The following is a 17,096-nucleotide window of genomic DNA, read 5'->3' on the forward strand; positions in this document are numbered from 1 at the left end:
TGAAGTTATGCGCCTTTGCATTTTTTTGCAACGTCACAACTCTATTTGTCGTCGGTAGTCTCGCCCGAAATCAACTCGGGAACTCTCTATGCAAACTCATGCTCGCGCCGTTGTCATCGGTGGTGGTTGTGTCGGCGCCGCCATTCTTTATGGTCTCGCCAAACGGGGTTGGACGGATGTCGCGCTTCTGGAACGCACGCAACTGACCGCCGGCTCCACCTGGCATGCAGCCGGCCTCATCCCTTCTTACGCCCGCAGCCTCAATATCGGCCGGATGATCGCAAAGACTATCGAGATCTATGAGGGTCTGGAAGCGGAAACCGGTCAGCATGTCGGCTGGCACAAATGCGGACAACTGCGCATTGCCAACACGCGTGATCGGCTGGACGAATACAAAAGCTACATGAGTGTTGCCGCGGTTCAGGGTATTCGCGCCGAACTCGTGACGCCGCAGGAGGCTCGCGCACTCTGGCCGCTCCTTGAAAACAACCAGGACATGCTGGCGGCACTCTACCATCCCGATGACGGCCACATCGCGCCGGCGGATGTGACCCAGGCAATGGCGAAGGGTGCACGCGATCGTGGCGCCAAGATCTACCTCAACACCGAAGTGCGTGGCTTCGAGCGCTTGCCGGGAGGCGGATGGAAGATTCTCACCAACAACGGCGAGATCATTTGCGAGCATATCATCTCGGCGACCGGCAATTATGCACGCCAGACAGGCGCCATGCTCGGTCTTGAAATTCCGGCAATCCCAATTGTTCATCAATACTGGATCACCGACGCAGTGCCGGAAGTGGTGGAGCGTAAGCGGCAGGGTCTGCCGGAAATGCCGATCCTGCGCGATGAAGGCTTCGAGGGCTATCTGCGCGAGGAGGGTGACGGCCTGATGTTCGGACCTTATGAAAAGACCGAGCATCTGAAGCTCTTTGCGGAGAACGGCGTTCCGGAATGGTTCGGCGCCGACTTGCTGGAGGAGGATTTCGATTCCGTCTCGTGGAACTGGGAGCGTGCCATGGAACTTGTTCCCGCTCTCGGTCGGGCTGGCATCAAGGCGAATGTGCGCGGCCCGTTCCAAATGACGGCTGATGAGCTGCCCCTCGTAGGCCCGGCCTGGGGGCTGGAGAATGTGTGGGTCGCCGAAGGCGTGCCGGGCGGCATCCTATGGGGCGGCGCCATCGGCTACTACCTGTCGGAACGCATTGTCGAAGGCGCCAATAGTCTCGATACTTCGGAGCTCGATCCGCGTCGCTTCGGCGATTATGCCAATAAGGAATGGACGCGGCACAAGGTGCGCGAAAGCTGGGGGACCCATGCCGAGCAGCATTATCCGGGTCAGGACATGCCGGCGGCCCGCCCTCAGAAGACGGCGCCTTCCTATGATATTCTTTCCCGGCACGGCGCGGTCTGGAGTGTCCTGAACGGTTGGGAAATGCCGGGTTGGTTCGCGCCGGAAGGCGTCGAGGCCAAGGACCAGCATAGCTGGCGCTGGACGGAAAAAGGCAAGTATGTCGGCGAGGAAGTCGGTGCGGTGCGCAACGCCGTTGGTCTCGTCGAAATGACGCCGATGACGAAGTTCGAGGTCTCCGGTCCAGGCGCCGAAGTGTGGCTCGATGGCATCCTCGCCAATCGCCTCCCGAAGATCGGCCGCGTCAATCTCAGTCATCATTTGACCAAGAATGGCGGTGTCCAGGCGGAATATATCGTCTCCCGCCTTGAAGACGGTACATTCTACCTCATTTCGACGCCACGGGCCGAGCGCTGGAATTTCGACGACCTATCGAAGCTCCTTCCGAGGGACGGGACGGTTCACCTGCGCAATGTGACCAACGAGCGCGGTTGCTTCACCATCGTCGGACCCAAGGCACGCGAAGTGCTGCAGGGGCTCACTGAACTCGATCTGTCCAACGAAGCCTTTTCTTGGTTCGGGGTTAAATCGGGCACGGTTGGTCTTGCTAGCGATGTGCGTCTATTGCGCGTGAACTACGAAGGCGAACTGGGATGGGAACTCTACCATCCTCTTTGCTATCAGCGTCATCTACTCGAAGCCTTGCTGGCGGCGGGCAAGCCGCACGGCCTGCGTTTGATCGGTCTGCAGGCGCTGGAATCGCTCCGGCTGGAGAAATCCTATCGTGCCATGTATCGCGACATGAACCCGGAGCTGACAGCCTGGGAAAGCAGTCTCGACCGCTTCGTTCGGCTGGACAAGGGAGATTTCATCGGCAAGCAAGCATTGCTGCGTCAGAAGGAAGAGGGCGCCAGACAACGGTCGGTCACGATTTCCATCGATACGGACGGAGCAAGTTCGTTCATCCATGAAGGTGTCTATCACAATGGCAAGCTCGCTGGCCGTATTACCTCCGGCGGTTACGCTTATACGCTTGGCTGCGACATCGCTTTCGCCCTGCTTCCCGTCGAGCTTGGCAATCCCGGGACCGAACTCGGGGTGCCGATCCTGGGGGAGATGCGCAAGGCGCGCGTGATCGCTGAATCACCCTATGATCCCAATGCCCTGCGCGGTCGCATGTGAACAACCAAGGTCGAGTTCAGGAGAGGACATCATGAAGATACTGGTTCCCGTTAAGCGGGTCGTTGACTACAACGTAAAGATCCGCGTGAAGCCGGATGGTTCTGGCGTTGAGCTATCGAACGTGAAGATGTCGATGAACCCGTTCGACGAGATCTCGGTCGAAGAGGCGCTGCGTCTGAAGGAAGCCGGCAAGGCCGAGGAAGTGGTGGTCGTGTCGATCGGGCCAGCCAAGGCTGAAGAGACGCTGAGAACGGCGCTCGCCATGGGTGCGGATCGCGCCATCCTGGTCGAGACCGACGATCAAGTCGAGCCGCTCGCGGTTGCCAAGATCCTGAAGGGTGTTGCAGACGCCGAACAGCCGGGCCTCATCATCGTCGGCAAGCAGGCGATCGATGACGACAGTAACCAGACCGGCCAGATGCTGGCAGCATTGCTCGGCTCGGCCCAGGCCACCTTCGCCTCGAAGATCGAGATCGGCGATGGTAGCGCCAAGGTCACCCGCGAAGTCGATGGCGGCCTGCAGACGATCGAGGTCAAGCTTCCGGCTGTCGTCACCTCGGACCTGCGCCTCAACGAACCGCGTTATGCTTCGCTGCCGAACATCATGAAGGCCAAGAAGAAGCCGCTCGACAAGAAGTCGCCGGCCGATTTCGGCGTATCGACCGAGCCGCGGCTGAAGGTGCTGAAGACGGAAGAGCCCTCGGGCCGCAAGGCGGGCGTCAAGGTCAAGTCGGTTGCCGAGCTGGTCGAAAAGCTCAAGACCGAAGCCGGCGTTCTCTAAGGTCCAGGAAAAGGAGACTTCATCATGGCCATTCTTCTTCTGGCTGATCACGACAATGCCCATCTCTCCGACCAGACTGCCAAGGCGCTGACGGCGGCAACGAAGATCGCCAGCACATCGGGAGCCGACGTCCATGTGCTGGTTGCCGGTGCGGGCGCCAAGGCTGCGGCCGAGCAGGCTGCCAAGCTTTCCGGCGTCTCCAAGGTATTGGTTGCCGAGGATGCCAGCCTTGCCAACAATCTCGCAGAACCGCTGGCGGCGCTGATCGTTTCGCTGGCCGGTTCCTACGACACCATCATCGGTGCCGCGACTTCGGTCGGCAAGAACGTGCTGCCGCGCGTCGCCGCCCTGCTCGACGTTGCCCAGGTCTCGGAGATCATCGAAGTCGTTTCCGCCGACACCTTCAAGCGGCCGATCTATGCCGGCAATGCCATCCAGACGGTACAGTCGACCGACGCCAGGAAGGTGATTACCGTGCGTACCGCCTCCTTCGCGTCTGCTGCCGAAGGCGGTTCGGCTTCGGTCGAGACGGTATCGGCTGCGGCCAATCCCGGTCTTTCCACCTTCGTCGGCGATGCGCTGTCGTCTTCGGATCGTCCGGAGCTGACCTCCGCCAAGATCATCATCTCCGGTGGCCGTGCGCTGGGCTCGGCGGAAAAATTCAAGGAAGTCATCCTGCCGGTTGCCGACAAGCTCGGTGCCGCCGTTGGCGCCTCCCGCGCCGCCGTCGATGCCGGCTACGCGCCGAACGACTGGCAGGTGGGCCAGACCGGCAAGGTGGTGGCACCGCAGCTCTACATCGCCTGCGGCATTTCCGGCGCCATCCAGCATCTGGCCGGCATGAAGGATAGCAAGGTCATCGTTGCCATCAACAAGGACGAGGAAGCCCCGATCTTCCAGATCGCCGACTATGGCCTCGTCGCAGACCTCTTCGAAGCCCTGCCGGAATTGCAAAAGGCGTCGTAGATGAGGGTTTCGTTGAGTATAAGCGGTGAACCGCCATGACGAGCCATGTCCTGACCGTATCCTGCCAATCGACACGTGGGATTGTTGCAGCGATCTCGAACTATCTGGCCGGCGAGGGCTGCAACATCGTCGATTCCAGCCAGTTCGACGATCTCGATACCGGCATGTTCTTCATGCGCGTCTCCTTCATCTCCGAGGAAGGTGTCGGCGAGGCAGCCCTGGTGGAAGGCTTCAAGCCGATCGCCGAGAAGTTCGCCATGGTGTCAGAGTTCCACGATGCCAGGAAGCGCATGAAGGTGCTGCTCATGGTCTCGCGCTTCGGCCATTGCCTCAACGACCTGCTCTATCGCTGGAAGATCGGCGCCCTGCCGATCGACATCGTCGGCGTCGTCTCCAACCATTTCGACTACCAGAAAGTGGTGGTCAACCACGATATCCCCTTCCACCATATTCCGGTGACCAAGGCCAACAAGCCGGAGGCGGAAGCCAGGATCATGGATGTGGTCGAGCAGACCGGCACGGAGCTGATCGTGCTCGCCCGCTACATGCAGATCCTGTCGGATTCCATGTGCCAGAAGATGTCGGGCCGCATCATCAACATCCACCATTCCTTCCTGCCGTCCTTCAAGGGGGCGAACCCCTACAAGCAGGCCTATGAGCGCGGGGTGAAGCTGATCGGGGCGACGGCGCATTATGTGACGGCCGATCTCGACGAGGGTCCGATCATCGAGCAGGACACGGCGCGCATCACGCATGCGCAGTCGGCCGAGGACTATGTCTCGATCGGCCGCGATGTGGAGAGCCAGGTGCTGGCCCGCGCCATCCATGCGCATATCCACTTCCGCACCTTCCTCAACGGCAACCGCACCGTCGTCTTCCCGGCAAGTCCGGGGTCCTATGCCTCCGAGCGCATGGGGTGAGTGATGACGCTCGCAACAGTGATCGACGGGAAGTGGATGAGGATGTGGCGAGCCGCGAGCGAGGTCGCGTTTTTTCCTATAAGCGATATCTCGTAATCCTTAGCGAAGGCACTGATCACTTGCCTTTGATTGCGTAAAGAAACAAAGCAATCGATAGGCGGACGGCTCTGATCGCATCAAAAGCAAGCCTACTTTGCTACCGCTGTTGGAAGCTCGTCGATGAGCGAATAGCGGTCGCCGCGCTTGCTGTCGCGACGTTCTGGGGAAGATCTTACAAAAGGCCGCAATCATTGAAGATAATTCTGATGAGCGGCTGTGCGAGTGCACTGCCCTCAAGACCGCGTGCGTCATTTCCTTGAGCGCTGCCACAATGACAATCTGCTGGGCTTTCCTGCGTAAACGATCGGGAAAGTTCAGCGCTCGGGCGACATGGGATGGCTCTTCGTCGAAGCCGGCAATACCAATGGCATCGCAGACATCGCGCTTGCCGGTATAGGCTTGAAGCCCGATGATGGTGTAGCCTCAGGTGTTGAAGACAGGAGCTTATTTGAGGAATTGCACATGGCTGATGAGGAGACGGTCATAATCGGTGCAGGCCCGGCGGGGTTGGCATGCGCCGCGGCACTCCGGTCAAGAGGCTGCCGCTCCTTAATCCTTGAAGCGACGAACAGCCTCGGCGCATCGTGGCGACAGCACTATGATCGTCTTCATCTCCATACTGATAAAAGTTACTCAGCGCTTCCGGGGAGACCGATGCCCGCCGGTTTTCCAAGATATCCGTCGCGACTGCAGGTCATCGAGTATCTCGAAAGCTATGCGCGGGCAAACAACCTTCGAATTCTCACCGACAAGGCCGTCGCTCGTGTAGCCAAAAAGACTGACTGGATTGTCGAGACCACAGAGGGCGATGTGTTCGAGGCGCGAGCTGTCGTAATCGCGACCGGTCTATCGAAGGCTCCTGTCAGACCACACTGGACCGGTCAGAACAATTTTCCAGGAAACATTATCCACTCTTCCGAATACCGGAACGCGTCTGCCCTCGGCGCAGGTCGAATCCTGATAGTTGGCTTCGGAAACTCGGCGGGAGAGATTGCGCTGGAATGCGCCGAAGCGGGTCTTGATGTTGCCATGTCGGTCCGCGGCCCGGTCAATGTCGTTCCAAGGGAGATATTAGGCGTGCCAAGCGCGACGATCGCCATCCTTCAACAACGCTTTCCGTACAGAATGGTTGATGCAGTTAACGCGCCTTTTCTACATCTACGCTACCACGATATCGAGAAACTGGGTCTCAAGCGCTCCCAGAAAGGCCCTGTGACCACGATGATAGAGCAAGGCCGGACTCCCTTGATCGATATTGGTACCATTGCGAAGATCAGAGATGGTCGGATCAAGATGTTCCCCGGCATCGAAATGTCAGACGGTGCCAACGTGCTCTTCGCCAATGATCGATCGGCGGAATTCGATGCGATTGTGCTGGCGACAGGTTATAGGCCGTCTTTGGAGACACTTCTGCCGGATTTGGCAGACCGGCTTTCGAATGGCGGGAAGCCGGCCAGGGACGAGCTTCAACCGGGAAAGGACAATTTGTACTTCTGCGGCTTCAATCCTGCCACCACGGGCCTTCTTCGCCAGATTGGGATCGAGGCATTGCAGATCGCAAAGTCGATCGCAGCGACGGCCCGCGCGCAAATCGTTTCGTCTGGACGGAGCTGAGCTGGCCCAAAACATATAGGTTGGCGCAGCTCCACGGTCTCGGTCGAGACGGTCCAAAAGCTCAATTTAAATGCGCGGCGATGACGCCTTGATAGCTTCCCGAAGATGACGGCAGCGCCAGTCAGGATGTTAGCGAGCTTTTGTGCAAGCCCGGCGCTCGGGCTGGCGGGCTGGAACATTATTCCACTTTGGCAGTTGATCATGAGGGAAATCAAGGAGGATACGCAAATGCGAAAGATAATTATTGCCTGCGCGGCCGCCATCACCATCGGTGCTGCTTTGCCTGCGGCTGCGGAAGAGATCATCGTCGACGGGCCTTCCTATGATCAAGGCTATCGTCACCATCGCCATCACCATCCGTATGTTGCGCTAAGCGATCGGGGCATCGCCGTCGGATCGGTTCGCGATCGTGACCGTTACGATCGCTATAATGATCGTGGCCGATGCACGACAAGGAGCGTTACCCGCACGGATGAAAACGGCGATCAGGTCACCAAAACCATGAGGCGCTGTGAATAACAGCGCCGATGCGGGTGCTTGCTCCCAACCCTTTGAATCATCGGAGAGAATCGAGTGCGGGGTAACCAGCATGAACTTCCGCACTCGAACGGCGTAAACTGATCGCCCCCCTTTGAATAGCGCACCCGTCTTCAAACGCTGGATAAGACCCGAATTGGCCGGCACCGTGAAGCCGAGCCCTAGATCCAAGTCCGAGCCGGCCCGCCCGAACCTGCCTGCATCAGCGGACGAATGATCCGAACCAGCGAACGCCTTGCGGATTTCTTCCAACAGCGGGATCTCAGGCCCCGGTCGCTATCGCGACCGCGAAGTCGCGATAGCTGTGCAGCGGGCGATCCAAAATCGTCGTCAGCCGCTCGACGTCGCCGCTCTCGGGGATCATGCCATCGCTGACGTAGTGTTCCGCCATCAGGCGCATCTCATAGGCCATCCACTTGGGCATGAAGCCCGCCATGTTTTGCTCGAAACCGCTGGGATCGTCGCCGCCGTAGACAACCGGGCGACCGAGCAGATCCGACCAGATCTTCGCAACGTCCGGGCCGGTCAGCGTGTCGGGGCCGACCAAATTGATCGTCTCGATCGGCAGCTTGCTTGGAGCCTGATCGCGACGGATCAGCTCGATCGCGGCAACCTCGGCGATATCGCGGGCGTCTACCATGGCAATACCCTTGCTGCCGATCGGCATCGGATAGACGCCGTGATTGAGAATCACATCCTTGATCATCAGCTCATTGTCGATGAAATAGGTTGGGCGCAGGATGGTAGCGCTGAAGCCCATCTGCACGAGCATGCGCTCGGCGCCGAACTTGACAGCGAAATGCGGCACGTTCACTGCCCGATCGGCTTCGAACACCGACAGATAGACGACCCGTTCCACGCCCACCTCGCGGGCGATGTTGAGCGTGATGATGGCCTGGGTGAATTCATCGCCGGTAACTGCGTTTAGCAGGAAGAGCGTGCTTACGCCATGGAAGGCGCGGCGCAGCGCATCGATGTCGAGCAGGTCGCCTTGAGCGACTTCGACACCGGCTGGCGCATTGGCCTTCGAGGGATCGCGAGTCAGCACGCGGACCTTTGCGCCGCGCTTGACGAGTTGATCGACGACGTGGTGGCCGACACGGCCGGTGGCGCCAGTAACGAGGATGGTCATTGTGGTTACTCCGGTTGGGGTTCAGTTGACAGCCATCAAGTTAATGATCCACATTGATCCCGATAGACGCTATATCTGGACGCACCGTCTCACTGGTGGAACGCATGGATCTGCTCGCTCTCGCCGATTTCAATCTGGTTGCCCGCCATGGCGGGTTCGGCAAGGCCGCTCGCGCTGCCGGCCGTCCGAAGGCAACCTTGTCGCGGCGGGTGGCCGAGCTGGAGGCAAGCCTCGAGCTGCGCCTGTTCGAGCGTGGTGCACGGGCGCTGAAGCTCACGGAGGAGGGGCGGACCCTCTTTGCGCGAACGGGGGCGCTGTTGACCGAGCTTGAGGAAACGACAAGGGCGATCGCATCGGGCGGACATAGCCCCCGCGGTCGATTGCGGATCAGCGCACCGCTGCTGTTTTCGCAGACGGCGTTGGGAAGGCTAGCGGCTGGATTCGTGCTGAAATACCCCGAAGTTCAGCTCGAGATTACGACGGAAGACCGGGCTGTCGACATGATTGAAGAAGCCTACGATCTGGTCATTCGCGTCAATCCGGAGCCGGATGAAAGTCTTGTCGGCCGCGTTTTCCTACGCGATCGGCTGGTCGTCGTGGCAAGTCCCGACCTGCAGCGCCCCTCAGACGGCGAACCGGTACCAGCTGTGGTGCGTGGCACAATCAACCAGATTGAAACGTGGGAGGTAACGACGCCTTTGGGCAAGTCGCGTCTCGCGGCAAAGCCGGTTTTGAGCCTCTCCTCATTCACCATGGTTCGCGATGCCGTTCGCGCCGGGGTCGGCGCGGCACATTTGCCCCTATCACTCGCCATCCCCGATCTGGCCGCTGACATGCTTGTCAGCTGGGGCGAGGTGGAGGGATTTGAGACCGCGCTTTGGGCACTTTATCCGACACGGAGGCTCCTTAGCGCCCGAGTGTCGACGTTCCTGGACTATCTGAAGGACGTATTTCCGAAAGGGGCGCCTGAGGAACTTGCCGCCTATGTGGGATGATGCCGCTTTGCCGAAGCGAAAGCGTGCACGGACCAATCAATCAGGCTCGCCTCGCCGTTGCCCAGGCGTGGATGCATCAGAAGTGGCAAAAGCTGCGTGAACGGTCTTCGGATGTTCACTGATCACATTCGAGCCTGTTAAGCCTGCGGCTGAGTGCCGGTAAATATTAGCCGCACACAGGCTTCCGCCCGCTCTTCAGCGGCTTAACTGAGACGAGATGGTCGGCCACCGGAACGAAGAACTCCGAGATATCGCAAGACAGCGCTTCAGCGATCTTCTCAAGGGTCGTGACCGTCGGGTTCTTATTGCCGCGCTCAAGATAGCCCACCTAGGCACGCCTAACATTGGCCTCAAGCGCTAGGTTATCCTGCGAGATTCCCCGCATAACCCGTATTCGCCTCAGATTCAGTGCCATTCGCTGCCGTACATCCATGGCGGAAACACAACATTTGGCAGCTCATAAAGCCACGTATTATAAAACTGGGAAAGGTGACATTGAACGAACTGCTCAAGGAACAAAGGGCGCTGGCTCCTGATCGATCCAATCGTGGAGCCGGCGCCAATCAGATCACGCCCTTCTTAAGGATGAAGTTCCCATAGGGGCGCGATTCCGCCGTCTGGATAACTGCAAACGCTCGCATCGCGATGGGATAATAGGCGAACCTTTCGACAGGCTGGCTCACTATCAAACGCCCTTCTGCCTGACTGCACTCGGCGATAACGTCTCTGTGCACTTCCAGCAACTCACCTGGTGCATCGCTGGCCTCCATATGCATGAGTGGCGCTTCAACGAACGTATCCAAAGGCATCATCTGAAGTATCCCGCGAACCGCAGTCGGCGCATCGATACCTTCCAAGATGACGAGCTTTCCGCTGGTGGTCTGAGCCGACACGCGAAAGCCCGAGAAATTTCGATCTACGATCGCCAGTTCGTCGCCATGACCCATGGAGGCCATGATCCATAATATGTCGGCCGTAATGAACGGCGGAACACCCTTCAGCATGACAATTCCCTCCCAGGAGATCATCTCCACTAAGAACGATAATCAGAAAAAAACGATTGCGCAAACGTTTCGATGACGCTAGCGTTGCCACGTTAGCGGATCCTGGGAGGCCTCTTGGAGGTTGGAATTCCGCTTGGGAGGATACTTTGAAAAGCCTGTTTGTTGCGCTGCCGGTGAGAGCCGGAGTGCGCTCATGACGACTATTTCCGCAGTGGCAAAGGCGGCTGGGGTTTCGGTCTCCACGGTTTCGCATGTTCTCAACAAGACGCGCTATGTCTCGCCCGAGAAGGTGAAGCTCGTGATGGATACTGTGGAGGCGATCGGATACATCCCCAATGCCCTCGCTCGCTCGCTCAAGCTTTCCTCCACGGGCACCATCGGCCTCGCGATATCGGCGATTTCGAACCCTTACTTCAGTGACATTATCTGCGCGATTGAAGCCGAATGTTCCAAGCGAGGCTTGATCGTGTTCCTGTGTGACACGCAGGATGACCCGGATCGCGAGCTGGAGCTGGTCCAGCACCTACATCAGCGCCGCGTCGACGGCATTATTCTTGCTCCTTCGGGCGATGCTAAGAAATCGCTGGATTACCTGATCGAATCCGACCTTCCCTGTGTGCTCGTTGACAGGCTGTCCGATAGCCGTTTCGACCAGGTCGGGACCGATAATGTCGCTGCCATTCGCACGCTCGTCGATCATCTCGTGACGCTCCATCATAAACGAGTTGGGATCATTCTTGGGCAGCCCGGTTTTGCGACGACCGTGGAGCGAATGAATGCCTTCCGGGCTGCAATGACGGAAAATGGAATAGAGGTGCCGGACGACTTGATTAGCGACAGCAATAACAACACCGCTGACGCCACTGCTTCGACGCACCGTCTGCTCGATTTGAAGGAACCGCCAACCGCCATTCTCGCATCGAACAATCTCACGATGATCGGAGCTGTGAGGGCTATCCGGGAACGGGGACTTCGCGTCCCCGCGGATATTTCCGTGCTCGGGATCGATGATTTCGAATGGGCAGATTATTTCGAACCGCGCCTGACGCTGATGGCCCAGCCTTGCGATGAGATCGGTCGGAAGGCCGCGGACTTGCTGATCGAGCGGATAGGCAACAAGCGTCGCCCCTGCCAAACCGTTCGACTGTCGCCGGTTTTGCGACTGCGTGAATCGTGTGGAGAGGCAGCATGAGCGAGGTTGTTCTTTCAGCAAAAGGTGTCGTCAAGCGCTTCGGCGGGGTTCAGGCGCTGCGCGGGGTGGATTTCGAACTGAAGGTTGGCGAAATCCACGCACTGCTTGGTGAAAACGGTGCCGGAAAATCTACGTTGATGAACCTGTTGTCCGGTGTGCATACGCCGGACGAGGGAGAGATCTTCATCGACGGTAAACCCGCTCGATTTCACGGCCCGCGCGATGCGCAAGCAGCGGGTATCGCAACGATCTTCCAGGAGCTGGACCTTGTTCCGAGCCTGAGCGTGGCTGCCAATCTCTTTCTCGGGCACGAGCTTGTTCATCCGCACGGCATGCTCGACGGCAAGGCAATGCTGCACGAGGCGCGCAAAAGGCTGGAGGCGATCGATCGATCTATCGATCCGAGCCAGCTCGTGAGTGAGCTTTCCATCGGCCAGCGTCAGGTCGTCGCCATCGTCAAGGCGCTTTCCTACGCATCGAAAGCCCTCATTATGGATGAGCCGACGGCGGCCTTGACCGTCGGCGAAGTGGATCGGCTGTTCGACATCATGCGTAGCCTGGCGTCCTCTGGCGTTGGCATCGTCTATATCTCGCACCGTCTTGAGGAGGTTCCTCAGATCGCTCACCGGGTAACGGTCATGCGCGACGGCAAGGTGGCTGGTGTCACCGAACCGGACGCGCCGCAGGCCGAGCTGGTGCAGCTTCTCGTCGGACGTCCCTTGAACGAGCTTTATCCGCGCCGCGCAGATGGTGTTGGTGACGTGCTCTTGCGGATGCGGCAGGCTTCCTTCCATCCACATCGCGCGTCTCCCGGTTGGCAGGCGCCAGTCAAAGTCGATCTGGATGTTCGGCGTGGCGAAATCGTCGGGCTCGCTGGCGTTATGGGGGCGGGTCGAACCGAGCTTTTGAGCGCTCTCTATGGAGCAGGCGTGCCGGGCCATTGGCAGGGCGAGATTGCGATTGAGGGCAGGCCGGCCAGGCTCAAATCGATCGCGGCTGCGCGTAGGGCAGGGTTGGCATTCGTAACCGACGACCGGCGTGGGGCCGGCCTCATGCTGCGCATGTCGGTAGGTCTCAATCTGGTCATGTCGATCATCCGCCGGATATCACCAAATGGCTTGCTGTCTGCGCGACGCCAAGAGGATGCGATCAAGAGTTCTTTCGGCCAATTCGACATCCGTCCGAAGAATCCCGGTATCGCGGTCGGCGCTCTCTCAGGGGGCAATCAACAGAAGGTCGTTCTCGCAAAGGAAGTGCAGGGCAATCCGCGTCTATTGCTTCTCGACGAGCCGACGCGCGGCGTTGACGTCGGTGCAAAGGGAGAAATCTACACCCGCTTGCGCAAGCTTGCTTCCGAGGGATTGGGGATTCTTGTCGCTTCGAGCGAAATGCCCGAGCTGATCGGCCTGTGCGATCGAATAGTGGTTCTGCGCAACGGCTGCAGCGTTGCTGAGTTTTCTGACGGCGTCAGCGAACATGAAGTCCTGGCGGCTGCCAACGGGAGGGAGGCCTGATGTCCGAACAGCAAATCACGTCCAGTCCAGCGATTCAGCCCGCCAAGCGCATTGATCCGCTCGCGGTGATGGTCCGCTTCCAAAGCTTGATCGGCCTTATCCTTGTCTTCGCGGGCGGCATCATTTTCTCGCCGCGCCGACATGGTGTCATCCTGTTTCTTCAACCCGACAACATCGCCAATATCGTCCGCGCAGTGTCCGAAACTGGCATCATCGCGATCGGAATGACGTTCGTGATCATCACCGCCGGGATTGACCTCTCGGTCGGAGCGACACTTGGTCTTGCGAGCGTCGTGACAGCAACGTTGATGGTCTCAGGCGGTTTCGGGCTAATTACAACGGTGCTCGCAGTGCTGCTGATGGGTACGTGTTTCGGGTTGGTCCAGGGAGCGATTTCAAGCAAGTTTCGGCTTGAGGCATTTATCGTGACCCTTGCCGGTTTACAGGCGGCTCGCGGGCTTGCACTCGTCGTATCGGGCAATCAATATATCAATATCTCCTATGGCGATGGTCCTGGTCTCGCGCCACCCATCTTTGCCATTCTGGGTGGTCGACTATTCGGCAATGTCGTTCCGGTGGCCACGATCGTCTTTCTGATCTTTGCCTGTGTCGCCACGCTTGTGCTGAACACAACCAGGTTCGGCCGTTACGTCTATGCCGTCGGCGGAAACGAGCGCGCTGCTCGCATCTCAGGCGTTCCGGTCTCGGCAATCAAGATCGCCGTTTACGCCATTACAGGCTTTGCATCCGCGCTGGCTGGCATCGTTCATGCCGGGCAGTTCAATTTCGGAAGTGCCAATGATGGGACCGGATACGAACTGACGGCCATCGCGGCTGTCGTCATTGGAGGCACTAGCCTCTTCGGCGGCTCCGGATCGATGGTCGGAACAATCGCCGGTACGATCATGCTGGGTGCTTTGGCCAATATTCTTCAGCTCAACAACATTACGCCAGCCATGCAGTTGCTTGCCACAGCGGCAATCATCGTTCTGGCGGCAGTCCTTCAATCCCTTGTTCGCCGCCGCGAAGGATTGGGAAGGTAGTCTGGTGGCATCTCCCGGAGGGTGGAGCCGGGATTAACGTGGAGGAGAAAATAATGACACGGAATGCACTTCGATTATCAAATGCCTGGCGCATCGGCCTGCTGGCGAGCTCATGTCTGGCTATTGTCAACGTGGCTCAGGCTGCTGATCCGCTCGTGAAAGCCTGTGCCAAGAATGGCGAATTCGTGATCGGCTTTTCGCAGGCAAACAATGCGGAACCCTACCGCCAGCATGTCAACGATGAACTGCAGGCAGCCGCCAAGGCCGTCCCGCAGTTCACGCTGCAGATTGCCGACGGTGCCGGCAACGTCAACACGCAGACATCGCAGGTCGACAATTTCATCACCCAAAAGGTCGACCTTCTGTTGATCTCGCCCTTCGAGGCTGCGCCGCTCACGCCAGCCGTCAAGCGGGCGATGGACGCGGGTATCCCGGTCGTCGAACTTGATAGGAAGACGAACGGCGAAGCTGGCAAGGACTACACATCTTTCATCGGTGGAGACAACTACAAGATCGCATTGGCCGCGGGTCAATATACGAGCAAGACGCTTCTGCCGGATGGCGGCGAGGCTGCGGTGCTGGAGGGCCTCCCGAGTTCAACGCCCGCCGTCGAAAGGCTCAATGGCTTCAAAGATGGCGTGAAGGCCAATTCCAAGATCCAGATCGTGGCGGAACAGGCGGCTGACTGGTTGCCGGATAAAGCGCAGACGGCGTTCGCTGCGATGCTGCAGGCCCATCCTGATATCAAGATGGTCTATGCCAGCAACGATATGATGGCGGCGGGTGCGCTGCTTGCCGCAAAGGGTGCCGGAAAGAGCGTGAAGATCATCGGTACCGATGGCCTGCCGGGTCCGGCAGGCGGAATCGAAGCGGTCGCGAAGGGCGACTGGTCTGCGACCTTCACATATCCGACAGGCGCGAAAGAGGCGATCGACATGGCAAAGTCGATATTGCTGGATTGTGCGTCGTCGGTGCCTGCAACGGTGACGGTCGACACAACCGCGATTACGCCCGACAATGCGAAGCAGATGATGGGCAAGTAGGACTCGACAGCTCAATCCGGCTTGGCGCAGGGTCTAGTCGGATTGAGCGGATCGCATGATAACCGCCTCTTGGCTACTACAGAAGGCAGCTTCGCACAACGTCCGCTTCAAAGGGTGCCGGTCTCCTTTCCACCGAGATCGGCTCTGCTGCAAACGTCGAAATCGCTGAAGAAGTCTTGTCTTCTCCGCCGTCAGGCGGCCTGCGCTTCCAGATCCAGAGCGAGCATAACTACGGCTTCTGTCAGCGCGCTCGGCCCGACGCCGAAGGCATCGTTTAACGATGCGTACTTAACCACAGATGTCGCCTGTCGGATAGAAAATCGCCGCCTGGCCCTTACGCAAAGCGTGTATGGCCTCGAGGCCCTTGATCGTCGCATAGGCTGTTCATTTGCGTCGAGATCTCACCCAACTTTGCATTTCATCGTTACCCTGCTTCGAGATCGATATAGCAGATTCATCGATTGGTTCCCCGTGACTGAACGGATCACCCTCAAATGAAAATCGGGGGTAAAGCGTCGTGAGACTCGGCATGCCTTCGATTTGGAAAGGATGGTAATAAAATTCGTTAAATGCCCTTCAATTGTGCGAATTGACCATTCCCAGCGTCGCATCGGACAAAGCTCGCACAAATCAAGGCGGCAATCTTGCATGCTGTCACAGTCAAGGAGTGCGCTAACAACGCATGATCCAGCTCGCTCCTAATTGGCGTCCTCCATGTGTGCCCTCCTGATTTTCAGGGTTTTCTCGTAAGAGCACCGAGATTGAAGAGCTGAACGCGACGATTATCGGCTGCTTGCGATTTCGAACCCGCAATCGGAAAATTTCGTCGGTGCCGACCGTAAGAAGACGATCAGGCGTAACCGTGGGTGAATTTAGCATGGAATTTAATATCCGCGAGCTAATTATCCTTGCGCAATCATCGATTATAAAGATACGGCTCACAACTATAGATTAATATCTGGCTGAGCGTGCCAGTAACAACGGCATATATCAGTTGGGATTATTCCATTTAAGCTTGTTGCTTTGTTCGATAAGTGGTCATGATATTAATATGTTGTATTTAGAGATCTCATGGCCGCCCTGTATATCGGCTTTAAGCTCTAAGGATTCTACCATGAAGAAAATCATCGCATTGGCCTTGCTTGCATTAACGTCTCCTCTCACCGCGCACGCGGCGACCTTGACATTTCCTGGTGACAAGCCCGTCGCAAGTATCACCATTCCAGATAGCTGGAAGCCGGAGGAAACCGACGGCGGCGTCCAGGGAACCTCGGAGGATTCTGCGGTCTATCTTTCAGCCGAGGTCGCCAGCGACAAATCCATGGAGAAAGTTGTTACCGGCGCGATCGATTTTCTTGCAAAAAACAAAGTGACGATTGACCCCTCTACTCAAAAGGAGACGCCCGCCACCGAGGTCAACGGTATGCAGATGGCCACCCTGGAGTGGGATGGTAAGGATGAAAACGGTCCAATTAGCGTCGGCTTGCTCATCGTACAGGTAAGCGCTGACAACGCTCTCGTGGTGACGTATTGGGGAGACAAGGGAGACGAAGACAAGCACGATGCTGAAGTCAAGGCAATCGTCGCCTCGATCAAGCCGGTTGAGTGACCCAGTCTGTGGCAGCGGTAAACTTATCGCCGCTGCCGGTGGGTTGTTAAATTCCGCCCTGATTTGACCTTCTTTCCACCCGGCGATGATTCGGCCGGGTGGAGGCAGCCTATGAAA

At 58.1% G+C, this 17,096-nt stretch carries 15 protein-coding genes and 1 pseudogene; 12 read left to right on the plus strand and 4 right to left on the minus strand.

Going from position 1 to position 17,096, the window contains the following annotated elements:
- Positions 1–88: 88 nt before the first annotated feature.
- The 6 genes from ABOK31_RS24140 to ABOK31_RS24165 all read left to right on the plus strand — a co-directional run bounded on the left by ABOK31_RS24140 (position 89) and on the right by ABOK31_RS24165 (position 7,429).
- Entirely contained in the window at positions 89–2,530 is a 2,442-nt protein-coding gene (locus tag ABOK31_RS24140; RefSeq protein ID WP_349959167.1) for an FAD-dependent oxidoreductase, read from the plus strand.
- A 31-nt stretch (positions 2,531–2,561) separates the two neighbouring features.
- Positions 2,562–3,311: an electron transfer flavoprotein subunit beta/FixA family protein gene (locus ABOK31_RS24145; RefSeq protein WP_349959168.1), complete on the plus strand. Its 750-nt coding sequence runs from the start codon at positions 2,562–2,564 to the stop codon at positions 3,309–3,311.
- A gap of 24 nt (positions 3,312–3,335) precedes the next feature.
- Positions 3,336–4,277 carry an electron transfer flavoprotein subunit alpha/FixB family protein gene (locus ABOK31_RS24150; RefSeq protein WP_349959170.1) on the plus strand — a complete coding sequence of 314 codons (942 nt, stop codon included), beginning with the start codon at positions 3,336–3,338 and terminating at the stop codon, positions 4,275–4,277.
- Between the two features lie 35 nt (positions 4,278–4,312).
- Positions 4,313–5,197 carry a formyltetrahydrofolate deformylase gene (gene purU / locus ABOK31_RS24155; protein ID WP_349959171.1) on the plus strand — a complete coding sequence of 295 codons (885 nt, stop codon included), beginning with the start codon at positions 4,313–4,315 and terminating at the stop codon, positions 5,195–5,197.
- 429 nt (positions 5,198–5,626) lie between these two features.
- Positions 5,627–6,910, plus strand: coding sequence for an NAD(P)-binding domain-containing protein (locus ABOK31_RS24160; RefSeq protein ID WP_349959172.1), 1,284 nt, complete (start codon positions 5,627–5,629; stop codon positions 6,908–6,910).
- A 228-nt stretch (positions 6,911–7,138) separates the two neighbouring features.
- Positions 7,139–7,429, plus strand: coding sequence for a hypothetical protein (locus ABOK31_RS24165; protein WP_349959174.1), 291 nt, complete (start codon positions 7,139–7,141; stop codon positions 7,427–7,429).
- A gap of 280 nt (positions 7,430–7,709) precedes the next feature.
- Here ABOK31_RS24165 and ABOK31_RS24170 read toward each other — a convergent pair whose 3' ends face one another.
- Positions 7,710–8,579 (minus strand): NmrA/HSCARG family protein, encoded by an 870-nt coding sequence (locus ABOK31_RS24170; RefSeq protein WP_349959175.1) that lies wholly within the window; start codon positions 8,577–8,579, stop codon positions 7,710–7,712.
- A gap of 104 nt (positions 8,580–8,683) precedes the next feature.
- Here ABOK31_RS24170 and ABOK31_RS24175 point away from each other — a divergent pair, with 104 nt between their 5' ends.
- Positions 8,684–9,574, plus strand: a complete 891-nt coding sequence (locus ABOK31_RS24175) for a LysR substrate-binding domain-containing protein (protein ID WP_349959177.1) — start codon at positions 8,684–8,686, stop codon at positions 9,572–9,574.
- A 166-nt stretch (positions 9,575–9,740) separates the two neighbouring features.
- Here the strand turns inward: ABOK31_RS24175 and ABOK31_RS24180 are convergent, their stop codons facing one another.
- Positions 9,741–9,902, minus strand: a complete 162-nt coding sequence (locus ABOK31_RS24180; RefSeq protein WP_349959179.1) for a helix-turn-helix transcriptional regulator — start codon at positions 9,900–9,902, stop codon at positions 9,741–9,743.
- 235 nt (positions 9,903–10,137) lie between these two features.
- Complete coding sequence (locus ABOK31_RS24185; protein ID WP_349959181.1) at positions 10,138–10,578, minus strand: RbsD/FucU domain-containing protein; 441 nt, start codon at positions 10,576–10,578, stop codon at positions 10,138–10,140.
- A gap of 193 nt (positions 10,579–10,771) precedes the next feature.
- Here ABOK31_RS24185 and ABOK31_RS24190 point away from each other — a divergent pair, with 193 nt between their 5' ends.
- From ABOK31_RS24190 to ABOK31_RS24205, 4 genes are read left to right on the plus strand one after another with little or no spacing between them, the layout of a single operon-like run.
- Positions 10,772–11,770, plus strand: coding sequence for a LacI family DNA-binding transcriptional regulator (locus ABOK31_RS24190; protein WP_174182460.1), 999 nt, complete (start codon positions 10,772–10,774; stop codon positions 11,768–11,770).
- A complete protein-coding gene (locus ABOK31_RS24195) occupies positions 11,767–13,284 on the plus strand; it encodes a sugar ABC transporter ATP-binding protein (RefSeq protein WP_349959183.1) in 1,518 nt (505 codons plus the stop codon). The genes ABOK31_RS24190 and ABOK31_RS24195 overlap by 4 nt, the downstream gene beginning before the upstream one ends.
- Entirely contained in the window at positions 13,284–14,327 is a 1,044-nt protein-coding gene (locus ABOK31_RS24200; RefSeq protein WP_174182271.1) for an ABC transporter permease, read from the plus strand. Before ABOK31_RS24195 ends, ABOK31_RS24200 begins: the two co-directional genes overlap by 1 nt.
- A gap of 53 nt (positions 14,328–14,380) precedes the next feature.
- Positions 14,381–15,370: a substrate-binding domain-containing protein gene (locus ABOK31_RS24205; RefSeq protein WP_349959185.1), complete on the plus strand. Its 990-nt coding sequence runs from the start codon at positions 14,381–14,383 to the stop codon at positions 15,368–15,370.
- Positions 15,371–15,561: 191 nt separating this feature from the next.
- On the opposite strand, the pseudogene ABOK31_RS24210 reads toward ABOK31_RS24205, so the two are convergent.
- Positions 15,562–15,754 (minus strand): annotated as a pseudogene (locus ABOK31_RS24210) (IS6 family transposase); the annotation flags it as partial.
- Positions 15,755–16,484: 730 nt separating this feature from the next.
- Here ABOK31_RS24210 and ABOK31_RS24215 point away from each other — a divergent pair.
- Positions 16,485–16,979 (plus strand): histidine kinase, encoded by a 495-nt coding sequence (locus ABOK31_RS24215; protein ID WP_174182275.1) that lies wholly within the window; start codon positions 16,485–16,487, stop codon positions 16,977–16,979.
- Positions 16,980–17,096 lie beyond the last annotated feature (117 nt).

The sequence above is a fragment of the Rhizobium sp. ZPR4 genome, from assembly GCF_040215725.1.
GTDB classification, from domain to species: Bacteria; Pseudomonadota; Alphaproteobacteria; order Rhizobiales; family Rhizobiaceae; genus Rhizobium; species Rhizobium rhizogenes_D.

Bases quoted from the DNA above. Each gene is read 5' to 3' on its own strand.
- ABOK31_RS24200 (WP_174182271.1), top strand. From the start codon at position 13,284: ATGTCCGAACAGCAAATCACGTCCAGTCCAGCGATTCAGCCCGCCAAG.
- ABOK31_RS24215 (WP_174182275.1), top strand. From the start codon at position 16,485: ATGAAGAAAATCATCGCATTGGCCTTGCTTGCATTAACGTCTCCTCTC.
- ABOK31_RS24205 (WP_349959185.1), top strand. From the start codon at position 14,381: ATGACACGGAATGCACTTCGATTATCAAATGCCTGGCGCATCGGCCTG.
- ABOK31_RS24165 (WP_349959174.1), top strand. From the start codon at position 7,139: ATGCGAAAGATAATTATTGCCTGCGCGGCCGCCATCACCATCGGTGCT.
- ABOK31_RS24140 (WP_349959167.1), top strand. From the start codon at position 89: ATGCAAACTCATGCTCGCGCCGTTGTCATCGGTGGTGGTTGTGTCGGC.
- ABOK31_RS24145 (WP_349959168.1), top strand. From the start codon at position 2,562: ATGAAGATACTGGTTCCCGTTAAGCGGGTCGTTGACTACAACGTAAAG.
- ABOK31_RS24150 (WP_349959170.1), top strand. From the start codon at position 3,336: ATGGCCATTCTTCTTCTGGCTGATCACGACAATGCCCATCTCTCCGAC.
- ABOK31_RS24170 (WP_349959175.1), bottom strand. From the start codon at position 8,579: ATGACCATCCTCGTTACTGGCGCCACCGGCCGTGTCGGCCACCACGTC.
- ABOK31_RS24175 (WP_349959177.1), top strand. From the start codon at position 8,684: ATGGATCTGCTCGCTCTCGCCGATTTCAATCTGGTTGCCCGCCATGGC.
- ABOK31_RS24190 (WP_174182460.1), top strand. From the start codon at position 10,772: ATGACGACTATTTCCGCAGTGGCAAAGGCGGCTGGGGTTTCGGTCTCC.
- ABOK31_RS24195 (WP_349959183.1), top strand. From the start codon at position 11,767: ATGAGCGAGGTTGTTCTTTCAGCAAAAGGTGTCGTCAAGCGCTTCGGC.
- purU (WP_349959171.1), top strand. From the start codon at position 4,313: ATGACGAGCCATGTCCTGACCGTATCCTGCCAATCGACACGTGGGATT.
- ABOK31_RS24160 (WP_349959172.1), top strand. From the start codon at position 5,627: ATGGGATGGCTCTTCGTCGAAGCCGGCAATACCAATGGCATCGCAGAC.
- ABOK31_RS24185 (WP_349959181.1), bottom strand. From the start codon at position 10,578: ATGCTGAAGGGTGTTCCGCCGTTCATTACGGCCGACATATTATGGATC.